General features: G+C 66.1%; 18 protein-coding genes and 1 pseudogene. 6 read left to right on the top strand and 13 right to left on the bottom strand.

The features are described from left to right. The first annotated feature begins 109 nt into the window (after positions 1–109). Positions 110–1,297, top strand: a complete 1,188-nt coding sequence (desA, locus tag THL1_RS00720) for a delta-9 fatty acid desaturase DesA (RefSeq protein ID WP_069081481.1) — start codon at positions 110–112, stop codon at positions 1,295–1,297. Between the two features lie 221 nt (positions 1,298–1,518). Here the strand turns inward: desA and THL1_RS00725 are convergent, their stop codons facing one another. Beyond that, the gene (locus THL1_RS00725) at positions 1,519–1,722 is read right to left on the bottom strand and encodes a hypothetical protein (RefSeq protein ID WP_069081482.1); all 204 of its coding nucleotides are present in this window, start codon (positions 1,720–1,722) and stop codon (positions 1,519–1,521) included. 89 nt (positions 1,723–1,811) lie between these two features. Then, positions 1,812–2,777: a LysR family transcriptional regulator gene (locus THL1_RS00730; RefSeq protein WP_069081483.1), complete on the bottom strand. Its 966-nt coding sequence runs from the start codon at positions 2,775–2,777 to the stop codon at positions 1,812–1,814. Positions 2,778–2,929: 152 nt separating this feature from the next. Here THL1_RS00730 and THL1_RS00735 point away from each other — a divergent pair, with 152 nt between their 5' ends. The 4 genes and pseudogenes from THL1_RS00735 to THL1_RS28625 form a co-directional block, all read left to right on the top strand. Beyond that, positions 2,930–3,991, top strand: a complete 1,062-nt coding sequence (locus tag THL1_RS00735) for an HlyD family secretion protein (protein ID WP_069086371.1) — start codon at positions 2,930–2,932, stop codon at positions 3,989–3,991. Next, the gene (locus tag THL1_RS00740; RefSeq protein ID WP_069081484.1) at positions 3,991–5,019 is read left to right on the top strand and encodes a DUF2955 domain-containing protein; all 1,029 of its coding nucleotides are present in this window, start codon (positions 3,991–3,993) and stop codon (positions 5,017–5,019) included. Before THL1_RS00735 ends, THL1_RS00740 begins: the two co-directional genes overlap by 1 nt. 75 nt (positions 5,020–5,094) lie before the next feature. After that, the gene (locus THL1_RS00745) at positions 5,095–6,066 is read left to right on the top strand and encodes a GGDEF domain-containing protein (protein WP_069081485.1); all 972 of its coding nucleotides are present in this window, start codon (positions 5,095–5,097) and stop codon (positions 6,064–6,066) included. Beyond that, positions 6,063–6,310: pseudogene (locus THL1_RS28625) on the top strand (TonB-dependent siderophore receptor); the annotation flags it as partial. The gene THL1_RS00745 and the pseudogene THL1_RS28625, both read left to right, overlap by 4 nt. Positions 6,311–6,526: 216 nt before the next feature. Here the strand turns inward: THL1_RS28625 and THL1_RS00750 are convergent. Further along, positions 6,527–7,447 carry a sigma 54-interacting transcriptional regulator gene (locus tag THL1_RS00750; protein ID WP_069081486.1) on the bottom strand — a complete coding sequence of 307 codons (921 nt, stop codon included), beginning with the start codon at positions 7,445–7,447 and terminating at the stop codon, positions 6,527–6,529. Positions 7,448–7,654: 207 nt separating this feature from the next. Next, the gene (locus THL1_RS00755; protein ID WP_069081487.1) at positions 7,655–8,236 is read right to left on the bottom strand and encodes an RBBP9/YdeN family alpha/beta hydrolase; all 582 of its coding nucleotides are present in this window, start codon (positions 8,234–8,236) and stop codon (positions 7,655–7,657) included. A 214-nt stretch (positions 8,237–8,450) separates the two neighbouring features. Between THL1_RS00755 and THL1_RS00760 the strand changes: the two genes are divergently transcribed. After that, entirely contained in the window at positions 8,451–9,368 is a 918-nt protein-coding gene (locus tag THL1_RS00760; protein ID WP_069081488.1) for a LysR family transcriptional regulator, read from the top strand. 51 nt (positions 9,369–9,419) lie between these two features. On the opposite strand, the gene madM is transcribed toward THL1_RS00760, so the two are convergent. From madM to mdcA, 9 genes are all read right to left on the bottom strand, one after another. Next, positions 9,420–10,184 (bottom strand): malonate transporter subunit MadM, encoded by a 765-nt coding sequence (madM, locus tag THL1_RS00765; RefSeq protein WP_069081489.1) that lies wholly within the window; start codon positions 10,182–10,184, stop codon positions 9,420–9,422. A 1-nt stretch (position 10,185) separates the two neighbouring features. Further along, the gene (gene madL / locus THL1_RS00770) at positions 10,186–10,602 is read right to left on the bottom strand and encodes a malonate transporter subunit MadL (RefSeq protein WP_069081490.1); all 417 of its coding nucleotides are present in this window, start codon (positions 10,600–10,602) and stop codon (positions 10,186–10,188) included. Between the two features lie 60 nt (positions 10,603–10,662). Continuing rightward, complete coding sequence (gene mdcH, locus THL1_RS00775) at positions 10,663–11,583, bottom strand: malonate decarboxylase subunit epsilon (protein WP_069081491.1); 921 nt, start codon at positions 11,581–11,583, stop codon at positions 10,663–10,665. Next, positions 11,580–12,197 carry a malonate decarboxylase holo-ACP synthase gene (locus tag THL1_RS00780; RefSeq protein WP_069081492.1) on the bottom strand — a complete coding sequence of 206 codons (618 nt, stop codon included), beginning with the start codon at positions 12,195–12,197 and terminating at the stop codon, positions 11,580–11,582. Before THL1_RS00780 ends, mdcH begins: the two co-directional genes overlap by 4 nt. 187 nt (positions 12,198–12,384) lie before the next feature. Then, positions 12,385–13,167, bottom strand: a complete 783-nt coding sequence (gene mdcE, locus THL1_RS00785; RefSeq protein ID WP_069081493.1) for a biotin-independent malonate decarboxylase subunit gamma — start codon at positions 13,165–13,167, stop codon at positions 12,385–12,387. After that, on the bottom strand, positions 13,164–14,018 hold the full coding sequence (locus tag THL1_RS00790; protein ID WP_069081494.1) for a biotin-independent malonate decarboxylase subunit beta: 855 nt from the start codon (positions 14,016–14,018) through the stop codon (positions 13,164–13,166). Before THL1_RS00790 ends, mdcE begins: the two co-directional genes overlap by 4 nt. Then, positions 14,011–14,310, bottom strand: coding sequence for a malonate decarboxylase subunit delta (locus tag THL1_RS00795; protein ID WP_069081495.1), 300 nt, complete (start codon positions 14,308–14,310; stop codon positions 14,011–14,013). Before THL1_RS00795 ends, THL1_RS00790 begins: the two co-directional genes overlap by 8 nt. Before the next feature lie 2 nt (positions 14,311–14,312). Beyond that, complete coding sequence (locus THL1_RS00800) at positions 14,313–15,164, bottom strand: triphosphoribosyl-dephospho-CoA synthase (protein ID WP_069081496.1); 852 nt, start codon at positions 15,162–15,164, stop codon at positions 14,313–14,315. Beyond that, on the bottom strand, positions 15,164–16,825 hold the full coding sequence (gene mdcA, locus THL1_RS00805; RefSeq protein WP_069081497.1) for a malonate decarboxylase subunit alpha: 1,662 nt from the start codon (positions 16,823–16,825) through the stop codon (positions 15,164–15,166). Before mdcA ends, THL1_RS00800 begins: the two co-directional genes overlap by 1 nt. Between the last annotated feature and the right edge of the window lie 178 nt (positions 16,826–17,003).

The following is a 17,003-nucleotide window of genomic DNA, read 5'->3' on the forward strand; positions in this document are numbered from 1 at the left end:
CGGGGGGCCTCTATCTAAAAGACGGGATGGTTTTCTCCGGGCGCTTTGTGATAATCCAGGCTTGGATTGTCCTTCTAGCCCTGCTCACTTCCCCGAGGCAACACCATCCATGTGGTACAACGGCTTTCTCGACCTGTCGCTGTGGCAACTGGTGGCAGTCACCCTGGTGATGACCCATGTCACCATCGTCAGCGTCACCGTCTATCTGCACCGCTACTCAGCGCACCGCTCGCTGGAGCTGCATCCGGCGCTCAAGCATTTCTTCCGCTTCTGGCTGTGGCTGACCACCGCCATGAACACCCGCGAATGGACCGCCATCCACCGCAAGCACCACGCCAAGTGCGAAACCGCCGACGATCCGCACAGCCCGGTGGTCAAGGGCGTCTGGACTGTCCTGCGCAAGGGCGCCGAGCTCTACCAGATCGAGGCGAAGAACGAGGAAACCCTGCGCATCTATGGCAAGAACTGCCCGGATGACTGGATGGAGCGCAACGTCTACAGCCGCTATCCCATTGGCGGTGTGACCCTGATGGCGCTGATCGACCTGGCGCTGTTCGGTGCCGGCGGCATCACCATCTGGGCCATCCAGATGATGTGGATTCCGGTCTGGGCCGCGGGCGTGATCAACGGTCTAGGCCATGCCATCGGCTACCGCAATTTCGAATGCCGCGATGCCGCGACCAACCTGGTGCCCTGGGGCATCCTCATCGGCGGCGAAGAGCTGCACAACAACCACCACACCTACCCCAACTCCGCCAAGCTCTCGGTGAAGAAGTGGGAGTTCGACATGGGCTGGGCCTGGATCAAGCTGTTCAGCATGCTCGGCATGGCCAAGGTGCAGCGCGTGGCGCCCATCGCCCACCGCGTGGAAGGCAAGGGCAACCTGGACATGGATACCGCCATGGCCATCCTCAACAACCGTTTCCAGATCATGGCCCAGTACCGCAAGCTGGTGATCGGTCCGCTGGTGAAGCAGGAGCTGGCCAAGGCCGACGAGTCCGTCCGCCACCTTTTCCGCCGCGCCAAGCGCCTGCTCTCCCGCGAGACCAGCCTGCTCGACGAAGGTCACCAGGCGCGCATCGCCGCCATGCTGGAGCAGAGCCAGGCCCTGAAGGTTATCTACGAGAAGCGCCTGGCTCTGCAGCAGATCTGGGTCAAGACCAGCGCCAACGGCCACGAGATGCTTGAGGCCATGAAGCAGTGGGTGCATGACGCCGAAGCCAGCGGTATCCAGTCGCTGCGCGACTTCGCCGAACAGCTGAAGACCTATTCCCTGCGTCCGGCCGCTGCGGCCTGACCACGGAAACGCCCAAGAAGAAGGCCGGCAGAAATGCCGGCCTTTTTGCTTTCTGCCTTTTTCTGGAGGCAGCGCAGTTGCCCCTCAGGGGCCCCACCCGTACTCAAGACATTCCCCGCAGACAAAAAAAGGCCGCTCATCGTGAGCGGCCTGAACAGGACGTCGATTAAGGAGCTGTCACGCATCAACGTCAGGAGGTGGAGAACGGGGAGGGGGCGGGATCAGCTGTCCTGACGGGTATCGGACTGCTTCTGCGGCTCGGCGCCCTGTTTGGCGATGGCTTCCTGCTGGGCAGCGTCGGCCCGCTGCTCGGCCAGCGCTGCATTGTGTGCAACAAAGGTGTTGGATTCTTCAGCCAGGGTAAGTTGCGAGAAAAACAGGGAAAATACGGCGATAAAGGCAGTAAAAATCAGGTTACGCTGCATATCTTGAACCTCTTTGATGGTTTCTTGCGAAACATGGCGCCATCTTAGGGAGGTCAAGGCAGGGGAAAAATAGCGAAATCAGTGAAGAACTATTTCTGTTTGCGCAACAATTTGGAGTTGATTGCCCAGTGCTTCGGGTCCTCCAGCAGGGCCTCGTCCTGGGCCAGCAGCGGCGGCAGTTCGGCCTTGAGGAACTCCACCCAGGTCTTGATCTTTGCGTCGAGGAAGCGCCGCGACGGATAAATCGCATAGATGTTGCGCTCTCGCAGGCGGTATTCCGGAAGCAACCGCAGCAGCTTGCCTTCGCGCATGGGCGGGCAGGCGACGAAGGAGGGCAGCAGGCAGATGCCCATGCCGGCCTGGGCGGCCTTGGCGAGGGATTCGGCCACATTCACCTGGAAGCTTTCGGCCGGCAGCACGTTGAATTCGCCCTGCTCGCCGTTGAACACCCAGCTGTCCTCATAGAGCGGGTCAAGCAGGCGCAGATAGCGGTGCTGCTGCAGGTCCGCCGGGCCGATGGGCACGCCGTGCTGCTTCAGGTAACCGGGAGCGGCACAGAGCACGCTGAACATCGGTCCCAGCACCTGGGCCACCATCTGCGAATCGGGCAGCTCGCGGGCGAAGGTGATGATCACGTCATGGCCGTCTTCCAGCAGATCGGGGGTGCGCTGCGAAAGGGTCAGCTCCACCACCACCTCGGGGTAGAGCTCGCTGTAACGCGCCACCAGGGGAGTGAGGTGCTGCAAGCCGAGGCCGGTCATGGTGTGTACGCGCAGGCGGCCGTGGGGCTTGAGGTGGGCGCCGCGGGCTTCGGCTGCAGCCTCGTCCACTTCGCCGAGGATCTGCCGGCAACGCTGCAGGTAGCGTTCGCCCACTTCGGTCAGTGCCAGGCGGCGGGTGGTGCGGTGCAACAGCCGCGCCTGGAGCTGCTGCTCCAGTTCCGAGACCAGTCGCGACACCTGGGCGGTGGACAGGTCCATGGCCTGGGCGGCGGCGGTGAAGCTGCCGGTGTCTATCACGCGCACGAAAACCCGCATGCTGTGGAGCGTGTCCATTGTTACTCCTCGTGTAAGGCTGCTTCTCGCAATCGCCAGATTATCCACGATTCCCCGGTAAATATACTTCGTCCCCATGAGCGGCAATGGTCGAGGTCTTGCCGTTCCCGTCTTCCCCACCCGCGCCCGATGCGGGTCCCTTCGAGGTACGCATGACTCCGGATCAAAGCTTCGCCCGTCGGGTCCAGGCGGCCATCGTCCTGTTCGTCCTGCTGTTCGCCTACTTCCTGGCGGCGGACCTGTGGATGCCAATCACCCCCCAGGCGCAATTGACCCGCCCGGTGCTGCGCATCGCCCCGCGAGTAGACGGCCAGGTCCTCGACGTCGCCGTGAGCAACAACCAGCACGTCGAGGCCGGCCAACTGCTGTTCCGGCTGGACCCTGAACCCTTTCACCTGGCCGTGCGCTCCGCCGAGCTGGCGCTGGAGCAGGCCGGGCAGGACAACCGCCAGCTCGACGCCGCCATCGCCGCCGCCCAGGCCGACCAGGTTGCCGCCCAGGCTGCGGCCAGCGAGTTGCAGCGGGAGGCCGCGCGGCTCGGCCGCCTGGTGCAGAGCCAGCACGTGTCGCGCCAGCTCTTCGAGCAGACCGAAGCCCAGCGCCAGGCCGCCCAGGCCAAGCTGGTGGCTGCTGGTGCGCGTATCCGCGAACTCGCTGCCCAGCGTGGCGCGGCGGGTGAAGACAACCTGCGCCTGCGCCAGGCCCGCAACGCCCTGGAGCAGGCCCGCCTGCAACTGCAATACAGCGAAGTGCGCGCCGAACGGGCCGGCGTGCTGAGCAACCTGCAGTTGTCCCCCGGTGCCTTCCTGCATGCCGGTAATCCAGTGGCCGCGCTGGTCGCGGACGAGGCCGACATCAGCGCCGACTTCCGCGAAAAAGCCCTGCGCTATGTGCGCCTGGATGACGCTGCCTCGGTCGTGTTCGACGCTTTGCCCGGACACATTTTCGAAGCCAGGGTCAGCGCCATCGATGCTGGCGTGAAGGAAGGCCAGCTCGACGCCAACGGCGACCTGGCCGCACCGGCGGTGTCCGACCGCTGGGTGCGCGATGCTCAGCGCCAGCGCCTGCACGTCAGCCTCACCGAAGCCCTGCCCCTCGTGCTGCCCAGCGGCGCCAAGGCCACCGTCCAGCTCTACCCGCACGACTCGCACCTGACCGACCTGTTCGGCCGCCTGCAGATCGTCGTGATCAGCGTCCTGCACTACGTGTACTGATGAGCCGCAGGACCGCTCTCACGGAAAACGATCTCCGGCAATGCCTCCGCCTTGCCGGCGGCGGCACCCTGGGGCTGTTCATCTGCAAGCTGATGGGCTGGGACAACGGCTCGTTCTTCTGCGTCTACCCCATGCTCCTGCTTGGTCTCACGCCGAGCATCAACGCCCACGTTGTCCGCCAGTTCCTGCTCCAGGCGGTGGTGGTGAGCATCGAGGTGCTGGTGATCTACGGCCTGTTCGGCGACCGGCCACAACTGATGGTGCCGCTGGCGTTCCTCGCCTTCTTCTGGCGCTTCCGCCTGATGGCCCAGGGGCCGCTGTTCATGTTCGGCGCGTTGGGCAGCGTGTTCCTTTCCATCCAGCTGCACTTCGCCAGCTACCCGGATACGCACCTCTACGACCAGGTGACCAGCAACCTGGTGGCCGCCGGCCTGACGGTGCTGATCGCCTGGCTGATGTTCTTCCTCTTCCCCGACGCCGAGCCGCGTCCGCCCCGGCAGATGCCCGCCAAGGACCTGCCCAGCCAACGCCACGAGGCGGTGCTTGGGGCGAGTATCGCCACCCTGTCCTTCATGCTGTTCCAGAGCGTCGACCTGCATGACTCGCTGTCGGCCCAAGTAGCGTCCATCCTCGTGCTGTTCCCCATGCACTGGAACGGTATCCACTTCGCCGGGCGCATCCGCGCCCTGGGAACGTTGCTGGGTTGCGCCATCGGGCTGGTGCTGCAACTGGTGCTCTACAGCCACTACGACGTGCTGCCCCTAGTGACCCTGATGTACTGGACGGCCGCGTTCTGCTGCGCCCGCCTGCATGTGTTGGAGGGCTCCCAGGGCGTCGGCTTCGGCGCGCTGACCACCCTGGCCATCGTCTTCGGCCAGTACCTCACGCCGCAGCATGACGTGGTTTACTCCATCGCCTACCGCCTCAGCTCGGTGTGCGTGGCGGTGTTCGTGACCCTGGTGGCGGTGTTTGCCTTGCATCGGGTGCTCAACCGCTTCGCTGCCTTCCGTCATGCCAGTCACGCCTGACCGTCGGCTGGTTTACCGGCCGCACTTTTGCCTGCCTAATCTGTCGAAGGCAGGTCCTTCGAAGGTAGTGGTCGAATGGAAACGTCCGTCGAATCCCCGAGCGAACTGGAAAAACTCACCCTTGCCCTGCTTCACAGCCGTGGTGAGGTGGAACGGCTGCGCGAGCGCGAAGCCATCTTCAGCAGCCTGCTGGGCAGCGTGAATGCAGTGCTCTGGGCTTTCGACTGGGAGGCCCAGCGGGTCATCTACGTCAGCCCTGCCTACGAGCGCCTGTTCGGTCGCTCCGCCGCCCTGCTGCTGGCGGACTACAACGAGTGGCGCAATTGCATCTACCCCGATGACCTCGACTACGCCGCCAAGAGCTTCGCCGACGTGCTGGAGAAGGGCGCCATCGAGGCCCGCGAGTACCGCATCCTGCGCGCCGATGGCCAGCTTCGCTGGGTCAGCGACAAGTGTTTCGTCAGCCAGCAGGGCGGGGAAGGGCAGCCGACCATCGTGGTCGGCATCGCCGAAGACATCACCGAGAAGAAACAGCTGGAAGGCGAACTGCACCGCCTGGCCACCACCGATGTGCTGACCAAGAGCAGCAACCGCCGGCACTTCTTCGAATGCGCCCAGCGCGAGTTCGACCATTCCCTACAGTTCGGCAGCCCCCTGGCGTTCATCCTGCTGGACGTCGATGACTTCAAGAAGATCAACGATACCCATGGCCACCAGGTGGGTGACCAGGTGTTGCAACGCATCGCGCAGTGCGGCGCCAATGCCCTGCGCCGGGGCGACCTGTTCGGCCGCATCGGGGGTGAAGAGTTCGCCGCCCTGCTGCCCGGTTGTCCGCCGGACCTGGCTTGGCAGATCGCCGAGCGCCTGCAGCGGGAAGTGCAGCGTCTGGGCTTCACCGTCGACGGCAGCAGCTTCGGCGTCACCGTCAGCCAGGGCCTGGCCAGCCTGCGCGACGACGGTAGCCTCGATAGCCTTTACGCCCGCGCCGACGCAGCCATGTACCAGGCCAAGCGCGGCGGGAAGAACCAGATCGTGCTTGCGGACTGAGTTCCGGCGCCCGCTATCTGGGCCAGCGTGCCGGCGACGCGGAGAACAGCTTTGACCTGGACAGCTACACCGTGGCCGACGCCTTCGCAGCGACGAAACGCCCCAGGGCGAGAGCCGCCTCAAGGTGCAGTTCAACGTGAAGAACCTCTTCGGCAAGACCTACTACAGCTCCTCGGTGAACACGCTCTTCGTGTCCATTGGCGCCCCACGGCAGGTGCAGCTGTCGACCACGCTGGAGTTCTGACTGCGCGGGGGCGCTTGTTTTTCGGGTGGATACCACCCTTCATATTCACCAGCGGCGTAATGCTGGGCCCCGATGGATGATCGGTGGAGCGTGATCCCCCTACATGCTGGGCGTTTGTTTTCAAGGGTGGATGTCGATTTTCACATCCACCAACGGCGTCCTCCGACACTCCGAAAGGTGGACCGATGGAGCGTGGTCCACCCGCGAAGCCCATGGCTACCCTGCCAGCACCTCGGCGAATAGCTGGCGCAGGTGGTCGCGCTCTTCGTCGTTGGCCGCCAGCCGGCGCAGCTGCACGGCGAGCTGGGCATAGCCCGGCAGGGGCGGCAGGTTCAGGTGCTGCGGCAGGATCTCGTCGCCTTCGCTGACCAGCAGGGCGAAATGCACGCTGTTCTCCAGTTCACGGGTATTGCCCGGCCAGGGATAAGCCTCCAGCGCAGCCTGTGCGGTGGGACTGATCAGGGGCAACGGCAGGTCCAGGCGTTGGGCGTAGATACCGAGGAAGTACTCGGCCAGCGGCAGGATATCGGCCGGCCGTTCGCGCAGCGGCGGCAGCTCCACTCGCCCCTCGTCCAGGTACTGGTAGAGCCGTTCGTTGAACTTGCCGGCGCGCACCGCCTGGACCAGGTCAATGCTGGTGGCAGCCACCAGGCGCACATCCACCGGTGTCGGCTGATGGGCACCGACACGGATCACCTCGCGACTTTCCAGTGCTGCCAGCAGCTTGGCCTGCAGAGGCAATGGCAGGTCGCCGATCTCATCCAGGTAGAGCGTTCCGCCATTGGCCGAACCGAACCAGCCGGCACGGCTGCTGGCCGAGCCGCTGTGGGCGCCGGCAGCGTGACCGAACAGCTCCGCCTCGGCGTAAGCCTTGCTGATGGCGCTGCAACTCACCGCCACGAACAGGCCAGGGCGGTCGCTGGAACGATGGATTTGCCGCGCCAGCAGCTCCTTGCCGGTGCCTGTCTCGCCCTGGATCAGTACAGGCAGCGTGCTCGGGGCGAGCTGATCGACCTCCTCGCGCAGCTGGCGCGAACGTTCGTCGACGAACACCAGCGCACGGGCACGGATGCTCAGGGGGCTGCGATCGGCGTCGGCGAAGGTCAGCAGCGGTTGACCGGGGTTTTCCTTGCTCATGGCGAAATCTCCCGCCGGGCCCAGGCTGCGAAGCAGCGGACCCTGGCGTGTTGCGTTAAAAAACCAGAAACCGTTCAGGTTCGCGCGAGCTAGAGAAGAACAAGGCGAGAATGGCTGCGGGCGCGGAGTTTACGAGCTGTAAATGAGCAAGCCCGAAGCCATTCTCAACGTAGTTATTCCGACGCGCAGCCGATCCTGAACAGTTTCTCAGGCGCGTTTACGGGCGGACTCCTCGACGCGACCCTGCAGGCGATAGAGGTGGGCGAAGCCCTGCTCCCAGCGGTGATGCCCGGACTTCACGTTGATGTGTCCGGCGCCGGTGAGGATGGCCGCTTCCGAACCCCAGTCGCGGGCCATTTCCATGGCCCGCGCGGGGCTCGCGGCGTGGTCGTTGTCCGAGCCCACCAGCAGGCTGGGGAAGGGCAACTGGTCACGCGGAATCGGCGCGAAGCCCTTGAGCGGCTCCGGACAACCGGGACGCTGGACATCCGCCGGGGCCACCAGCAGCGCGCCACGTACGCGGCGCAGGACATCCGGGTCGGACTGGGCGGCCCAGTGGGCCACCGTCACGCAACCCAGGCTGTGGGCGATAAGGATGGCCGGGGTGCGCTCGGCATCGATGGCGCGCTCCAGCGCCGCCACCCAGGACGCACGGTCCGGGGTGTCCCAGTCGGCCTGCTCGACCCGGCTGGCATTGGGCAGCGAGCGCTGCCAATGGCTTTGCCAATGCTCCTCCGGCGAGCCCTGCCATCCCGGCAGGATCAGGTAACGAATGGCCTGGCTGCGCATGGCGAGCCCTCCTTGCTGAATTTCAATGCTGGGCAGTCTAGGCGCTCAACATATATCTGTTAAGGAATAAGAATTCATTTGCTTATGCATTATTAGCTTATTCACTAAAGGTCGCCTCCGCAGCGCAACGGCCCCCCTGTAGGATGGGCCGGGCGGCGTTCCGCGAGCGGAGCGATACCCATCCCACAAACGCGATGAAGGCAGTCAGCCGCCCATGCAGATCGACGAAGAACTGACCCTGAAGAAGCTGGAGACCTTTCTCGCTTTCATGCGCAGCGGCAACCTGTCGCGCGCGGCGGCCGAACTGAACACCAGCAACGTCAGCGTGCACCGCGCCATCCACTCCCTGGAGAGCGCCCTGCGCTGCCCGCTGTTCAAGCACGAGGGGCGCAACCTCACGCCGCTGGAAAGCGCCTACGTGCTGGAAGAGAAGGCGCAGAAGCTGATCCAGGACGCCGTCGAGATGGTCCGCCTGACCCGCGAGGCGGCCGGTTTCTCCGCCGAGCGCTTCAAGCTCGGCGCGCTCTATTCGCTGACGGTGAAGACCGTGCCGCAACTGGTGATGGGCCTGAAGCTGCGACGCAGCGAGCTGAACATCGACCTCACCCTCGGTTCCAACGTCGACCTGCTCTATCGCCTGAAGAACCTGGAGCTGGACGCGATCCTCGTCTCCCTCGACGAGAGCGTGACTGATCCGGATTGCGAGCAACTGCCGCTGTTCTCCGACGATATCTTCCTCGCCGTGCCTACCGATTCGCCTTTCGCCGACCAGCAGGAAGTCGACCTTGCGGACCTGGCCGACTCCACCTTCATCACCCTCACCCAGGGCTTCGCCACCCACCGCGACGGCGCGCGGGTGTTCCAGCAGGCCGGCTTCGAGCCCAAGGTGGCGATGCAGGTGAACGACATCTTCACCCTGCTCAGCATGGTCAGTTCCGGCGTGGGTTATGCGCTGCTGCCCGGGCGCATCGCGGCAGTCTATGAAAACCGGGTCAAGCTGATCCGCCTGCGCGAACGCTATCGCCTGCAACAGCACATAGGCGTGGTGTTCCTGAAGGCCCGCGAGCGCGACCCGAACCTGCTGGCGCTGGTCGCCGAATGCCGGATGTACAGCCTGCGCAACGAAGGCTGAAGCAAAAACGCCCCGGCCTTTCAGCCGGGGCGTCTGGTGCGAAGGGGCGATTCAGCCCACCAGGCCGCGCACGCAGAAGTAGAGAATCGATGGCCCCATCAGGCAACCCAGGCCAGTGTGGAAGGTCGCGGTCAGCGCACCGTAGGGCACCAGGCGCCGGTCAGTCGCGGCAAGCCCCGCAGTCACGCCGGAAACGGTACCGGCCAGGCCGCCGAAGACCATCGCCGAACGCGGGTTGTCGAGGCCGAGCAAGCGCGCCGACACCGGGGTGAAGACCATCACGATGATCGCCTTGATCAGGCCCGTGGCGATGGACAGCGCCATCACCTCCGAGCTGGCACCGATCGCCGCACCGGTCACCGGCCCGACGATGTAGGTCACCGCACCGGCGCCAATGGTGGTCATGCTCACCGCATCGCGATAGCCGAACGCCCAGGCCACCGATGCCCCGACGATGAAGGGCAGTACCGTACCCAACAGCAGCGACACGGCGCCGATCATCCCGGCCTTGCGGGCTTCGGTGGCCTGTACCTCGAAGGCGGTGGCGACGATGGCGAAGTCACGCAACATGGCCCCGCCCATCAGGCCGATGCCGGAGAACAGCGCCATGTCCGCCAGCCCCTTCTGCCCGCCGGTGATGGTGCCACCGACCCAGGCCAGCACCAGGCCGATGACGATGGCAATGGCCGAGCCATGCACGCGGCCGAAGGTGAGGTACTTCGACAGCAGGACCGACACCCACATGATGACGCCGACTGCGGCGAAGGCCGTGATCAGACCGTTGTGTTCGAGAGCTTTCTCAATGATCTGCCACATCTCAGCGTCCTCCCGCCGGGGCGGCGCTCACGCCGGGTTCAAGGGACTCCTTTTCCAGCGGTTCACCCTTGTTGGTCCGACTGATCAGGGCGATGGTCGCGCCGCAGAGGAGCACCGAGCCCACCGCCGCGATCAGCGCCACAGGGCCGCCGTGTAGCGCGGTGACGACGTTCTGTTGCGCGGCCATGGCGACCACCACGGGGATGTACATCGCCCCCCAGAAGCCGACACCAAATTCGCATTCCTTGGTCATGCCACCGTGACGATGCATGTAGAGACGCGCGCAGATCAGCAGGATCATGGCGATACCGACGCCGCCAACGTTGGATTTGACGCCCAGCAGGACGCCGAGGAAGTCGCCGATGACGACACCGGCAAGTGTGCAGATGGCCAGCAAGGCCACACCGTAGACGATCATTGTTGTTGCCCTCGTATTGGGGTCGAAGTTGATTGTTCTTGTCCTTCGAAGCGCACGGCGTTATCGGGTCCGGCTTACCTCCTCACGCAGCAGGGCGTCCAGCGTATCCAGACGGGCGCCCTGGAAGGCGATCACCGTACCTTGGTCGAATACCCGCCGCGCCAGGCCGCTGAGCACAGCGCCGGGCGGCAGTTCGATATGCAGGCGCACCCCGCGCTCGTAGGCGGTGCGCAGGGTGCCGTGCCAGTCGATGACGCGGCACATGTTGAAGGCGAGGTCGTCGCGTAGGCGTTCCGGGTCGAAGACCGGCCGTGCCGAGCTGCCGCTGAGGTAGCGGATGGCCGGACGGCGCAGCTCGACCCTGGCGAAGGCGGCGGCCAGTTCGCGTGCCGGGTGTTCCAGCAGTTCGCAATGGGACGGCACGCTGACGGCCAGCCGCTTCGCCGCACCGGCACCCAGGACCCGCGCACGCTCGGCGACGACAGCCATGGCGGCATCGCTGCCGGCGATCACCAGTTGGTTGTCGGCGTTGATGTTGGCCAGATACACCGGGCCTCCGGCTTCGCTCAGCAGGCGCTCCACGGTGCCCTGATCGAGACCGAGGATGGCCGTCATGCCATAGCCCTGTGGATAAGCCCGCTGCATCAGCTCACCCCGAAGCGCCACCAGGCGCACGGCATCGGCGAAATCCAGCGAACCGGCGACCACGGCAGCCGCATAGGCACCGATGGAGAGCCCGGCCACGTAGTCCGGCCCCGGGCTGCGCGCCATCAGCAGCCGGGCGCAGGCCACACCCGCCACCAGCAGGCAGAGTTGCACGGCGTGGGTGGATTGCAGCGCTTCGACGGTATCCAGCGCCAGCACATCCTCGCCCAGCGCATCACTGGCCTCGATCAGGCAGGCAGCAGCCTCGGTCGGCAACTGGTGGAGCATGCCCACCTGCTGCGCGCCCTGGCCGGGGAAGGCGAACAGGCTGCTCACGCGGCGCGCTCCAGGACGAGCCAGGGGTTATCCACAAGGCGGGCCCCCTCGGCGCATTTCAGCAGCACGCGGCGCGCTTCGCCGGCCCACTCACGCAGGGCCACGGCGCCGTTGGGCGTTTCCAGTTGCAGGTCGATGCGGCAGGGCGCGTCGGCCAGCGCCGCCAGCAGGGCACGGGCGTGCTGGCGGTCGAAAAAGTCGGGAGTGCGCAGGATCAGGTCGAGGTCGCTGGCCTGATGCAGCACGGCAATACCGGTGGCGAGCTGGAAGCCGACGCTGCCGGTGGGGCCCCAGGGCAAGCCGGTAGCTGCCAGTATCGGAGCAACCGTTTCCAGAGCGCGCAGAGCGGGGAAGTCGGCGGCCGCACGAGGCCGCAGTTGTTCAGGGCTGAGCGCGCGCTGGATGGAATGGATCGGCATCGTCGCGGCGAAGCGTTGGTCACGGCGGGTACCACGGATACCAACGGCGACCCGGCCGGGTTCGCAGAGCGCACGACGCACCACCACGGGGTGGCCGGCGGCCAGGGCCTGCTGCGCCCAGGCGGGGACATCGGCGGGCAGTTGGTCGGTGGTCATGCCCCAGAGCAGGTCGTGGGGTTTTGGATTGGCGCTCATGATTGGCTCCTGTGCATGGGGTTTCACCCTCTCCCCCAACCCCTCTCCCTGAAGGGAGAGGGGAGCGATTGGTGCGAGGCTCGATAGCGATGCCTAGCCTGGCTCAGAGTCTCCGGCTACCACGGCGGCAATCGGCGCGAGTCACCCCTCTCCTCTTCAGGGAGAGGGGCCGGGGGAGAGGGCCGGACTACCACTGCGCGCGAAGCATCTCCCGCACCTTCGAAGACGCCACGCGGTTCTCAGCACCCAGTCGTCCAGAGAGGTCGGTACTCGCACCGATGTCCTCCACCGCCCGCAGCAGGCACTCACGCACCCGGCCGATATCGGCTTCGCTCGGCTGCTCCGCATCGCCCACGGCAACCCGCTCCCAGAGCAATCCGAGTGAGGCGTAGTTCTCCAGGTCGTACGCCATCGGCGGCACCTTGGCCGCCAGCGCTTCCAGCTCTTCCACGCTGCGCAGGGTGATGCGTGCGGCGGCGGCCTTGCCCATGGCGTGGACCATCACGCCGCCGTCATCCAGGGCGATCAGGCGCTGGGCCTGGTAGCCGTGGGCGAGAAAGGCGCCGGACATGGCCTTGCCCACCAGCAGGCCGATCACCGGGTGTCCGGCGAGACGGGCGCGGGCGTAGGCGTCCACCGCACCGGCCAGGGCCTGGTGAATACCCAGCGCTTCCTCACGGCGGCCATAGGCCTGGCTGGGGACATCCACCAGCGCCACGAGGACGCGCTTGGCGCCGTCACGGTCGGCCTCGATGGCCTCATCCACGGCCTTGGCCAGGGCCCAGCCTTCCAGCAGGCCGACCTCGCCATTGCGAGCGCGGGGGAAGGGGTTCTGCGAATCGGGCACGACGGCGATGAAGCGCGCGGTGCGGTTGCCCAGCTCGCCATCCACCACCTTTACCGAGGCCGGGAAGCCTTGCAGGGTTTCGCCACCGGCAAGGCCTTGCAGCCAGTTCAATCCACGGCTCATGTCCGGTCTCCTTGGTAGAGGGCGAGCACAGCGGCGCCATCCAGTTGTTCGCAATCGTCACCCAGCCTTGCCAGGCGTTCGAGGAACCAGGCGTGCCGGCGGCTGCGCGGCAGGCCCTGTTCCGGTTGCGCGAGCAACGCTTGCAGAGTTTCGCGGATGGCCTCGATATCGTCGGCCACATAGGCGTCCACCAGGCCGCTGGCCATGCGCTGCTCGCCACCGGTGAGGCTCCAGATGAAGGGACGGTCGCGGGAGTCGTATTCCGAGAGTCCGGCTTCCTGTTCGATCACCTGCGGGCCATTGAGGCCCAGTCGCGCTTCGCGGGTGACGATCAGGTGGCTGCACAGCCCGGCGGCGATGGACATGCCGCCGAAGCAGCCCACCGGACCGGCGACCAGGCCGATCACCGGCTGAAATTCCCGCAACTCGACGATGGCCGCCTGGATTTCCGCAATCGCGGCGAGCCCCAGGTTGGCTTCCTGCAGGCGCACGCCGCCGGTTTCCAGGAGCAGCACGGCGCAGGTGGGAATGCCTTGGCGGTTGTCTTCGGCGGCCAGCTCCAGCGCGCCGGCGATCTTGGCGCCGCCGACCTCGCCCATGCTGCCGCCCTGGAAGGCGCCTTCGATGGCGGCAATCACAATGGACCGGCCCGAGAGGCTGCCCTTGGCCACCACGACGCCGTCGTCTGACTGGGGCACGATGCCCTGCTGCGGCAGCCAGGGGGAAATGACCCGGTCGAAGGGATGGATGAGTTCGCGGAAGCTGCCGGCGTCCAGCAGCTCGCGGGCGCGCTGGCGGGCGCCGAGTTCGACGAAGCTGCGCGCTTCGAGCAGGCGTGCGATATCAGTCATGTGCAAGCTCCTCCAGCCCCTGCTCCAGGCGCAGGCGCACCACGCCGGGCGTGGCGCCGAAGTCGTGGATATCGATATTCAGGGCTGGCAGCGACTGGCCGTCGAACAGGCGCTGGAACAGTTGCTGCCAACGCGGGCCGCTGCCATTCACCGAGGTCACCACCTGGATCGACAGGGTGCCGGCGCTGCCGGGTTCCAGTAGCACTTCGAGGTCGCCGGAACCGACGCAGCCGACCAGGGCGCGGCCGCGGGCCGGCTGCCCGGCGGGGAATTGGAAGGACAGGGTTTCCATGGTCACAGGCTCCCGGCTTTATCGAGGAACAGGCAGGCGGCCAGCAGATCGGCGGCACCGCCCGGCGAAGCGTTGAGTTGCAGCAGGCGGGCATCCAGCGCGCGCAGTTGGCGGCGGCCGGCGAGGCTGGCGCTGCCGCCGGCGTCGAGCACGGCGCGGGCGCCCTGCTGCATGGCGGCGAGGCCTTCCTGGCCGGCGCGCCAGAGCACGCAGGTGTCAGCCAGGGTGGCCATGATCGCCAGCAGCGCATCGAGCCGGGCGTTCTGTTCACCCGCGCCGGCCGCGCGGCTGCGGGCCAGTTGCGGCAGGCCCTGCTCGATCACGGCAGGGAAGCCGAGCTGGGCTTCTTCCCGCGCGCCACGGGCACCGTAGCGACGGGCGACCTGGGCGCCGTGGCTGTCGTTGTGGGGCGCTGAGCGGTCGTCGATCAGCGCGATGCGGGCCGCGCGTAGGGCGATGGCGTGGGCATCGCGGCTCTCGGGTTTCAGCGCCATGGCCGCCACCAGCAGGCCGAGGGCCCAGATGGCACCGCGATGGGTATTCACCCCGCCGGTAATAACGAGCATTGCCGCCTCACCTTCGCGGCCGATGCGGCCAAGCGCTTCGCGCAGCGGTTGGCCGACTTCGCCATGCTCCAGCGCCGCCTCGGCCATCTGCTTGAAGCAGGGCCAGAGGGACAACGCCGAGGCGTGCATCAGGCCCAGGTGCAGGTCGCTGTGGGCGCCGCTGCCGCGACGGTCCACCAGGGCCGGCTTGGGCGAGAGGTCGGCTTCGTCGATCAGGGCGTCCACCGCCAGGTCCGCCAGCCAGTCGGCCAGCGGCAGGTCGGCATTGCGTGCAATCAGTGCGCTCATCACCAGCTCCTGAACTTGGCCGGGGGGTTGTAAAGGCCGCCGGACCACTCCACCAGATCGGCGATGCTTTTCGCCGCCAGCAGTTCCCGCGTGGCTTGTGTGCGGCGGATGCCGAGATCTTCCGGCAATGCGATCAACCCTTCGCGACGCATGCGCAGGGTCTCTTTCGGGTCGTGGCGCAGGCCGATGGCGGTGACACCGGCGACCGCGGCGATCATCGCGCGGCGCTCTTCGAGGCTGCGCGCCTTGTAGAGGTAGGCGATGCCTTCTTCGGTGAGCAGGTGGGTGACGTCGTCGCCGTAGATCATCACCGGCGCCAGGGGCATGCCGGCCTTCTTCGCCACGTCGACGGCATCGAGGGTCTCGACGAAGGTAGGTTTGCCGCCTTCCTGGTAGGTCTCGACCATCTGCACCACCAGCTTCTTGCCGCGTTCGAGCAGGGTCACCGGCTCGGTCATGTCGAGCCACGCGGGCGTGGCGTGGCGGCGGCCGCGCGGGTCGTGACCCATGTTGGGCGCACCGCCGAAACCGGCCAGGCGGCCACGGGTGACGGTGGAGGAATGGCCGTCACCGTCGACCTGCAGGGTGGCGCCGATGAACAGGTCCACTGCGTATTGCCCGGCGAGCTGGCACATCATCCGGTTGGAGCGCAGCGAGCCGTCGCGGCCGGTGAAGAACACATCCGGGCGCTGGGCGATGTAGTCCTCCATGCCCAGTTCGGTACCGAAGCAGTGCACGCTTTCCACCCAGCCCGTCTCGATGGCGGGGATCAGCGTCGGGTGCGGATTCAGCGTCCAGTTGCGGCAGATCTTGCCCTTCAATCCGAGGGATTCGCCGTAGGTGGGCAGGATCAGTTCGATGGCCGCGGTGTTGAAGCCGATGCCGTGGTTGAGCGACTGGACCTTGTGTTTCTCGTAGATGCCACGGATCGCCATCATCGCCATCAGCACGTGCACCGGCTTGATGTGGCGCGGGTCGCGGGTGAACAGCGGCTCGATGTAGAAGGGCTTGTCGGCGACCACCACGAAGTCGACCCAGGAGGCGGGAATGTCCACGCGCGGCAGGTCGCGCACATCGTCCACCAGCTCGTTGACCTGAACGATGACGATGCCGTCGCTGAACGCGGTGGGCTCCACCAGCGCTGGCGTGTCTTCGGTGCTGGGGCCGGTGTAGATGTTGCCTTCGCGGTCGGCCATGAAGCCGGCCACGAGGGCGACGTTGGGGATCAGGTCCACCAGCAGGCGCGAATAGAGTTCGATATAGGTGTGGATGGCGCCGACTTCCAGGAGGCCGTCTTCCAGCAACTGGCCGATGCGCAGGCTCTGCGGGCCGGCGAAGGAGAAATCGAGCTTGCGGGCGATGCCGCGCTCGTAGAGATCGAGGTGCTCGGCGCGGCTGACGCTGGGCATGATCATGTGCAGGTCGTGCAGGCGTCCTGGATCGGCCTTGGCCAGGGAGCGGGAAAGGAAATCCGCCTGCTTCTGGTTGTTGCCTTCGAGCACCACGCGGTCGCCGGGGGCGATCAGTGCTTCGAGGGCTTCGACGATCCGTTCGCTGGGTAGCACGACGCCATCGGCGAGGTTGCGTACCTGGTCGAGGCGGCGCTGCTTTTCGGCACGCCGACGCGACCATTGCGGCGGGGGAGAGGGTCTTGTTGTCATGGTGGCTCCACGAGGTCCGCTGTCGTGGAACGCACATTAGGAGCGCGACCGGTGGGTCATCAATCAAGCCCGCGGAGCTATCATTACGGTAAAGTTAACGATTCCGTCTGGGGGCCTGCCGCCCTCTCCCCCGGCCCTTCTCCCTGAAGGGCGAGGGAGGTTGTTCGCACGTAGGTGG

It is taken from the genome of Pseudomonas sp. TCU-HL1 (assembly GCF_001708505.1).
GTDB lineage: Bacteria > Pseudomonadota > Gammaproteobacteria > Pseudomonadales > Pseudomonadaceae > Metapseudomonas.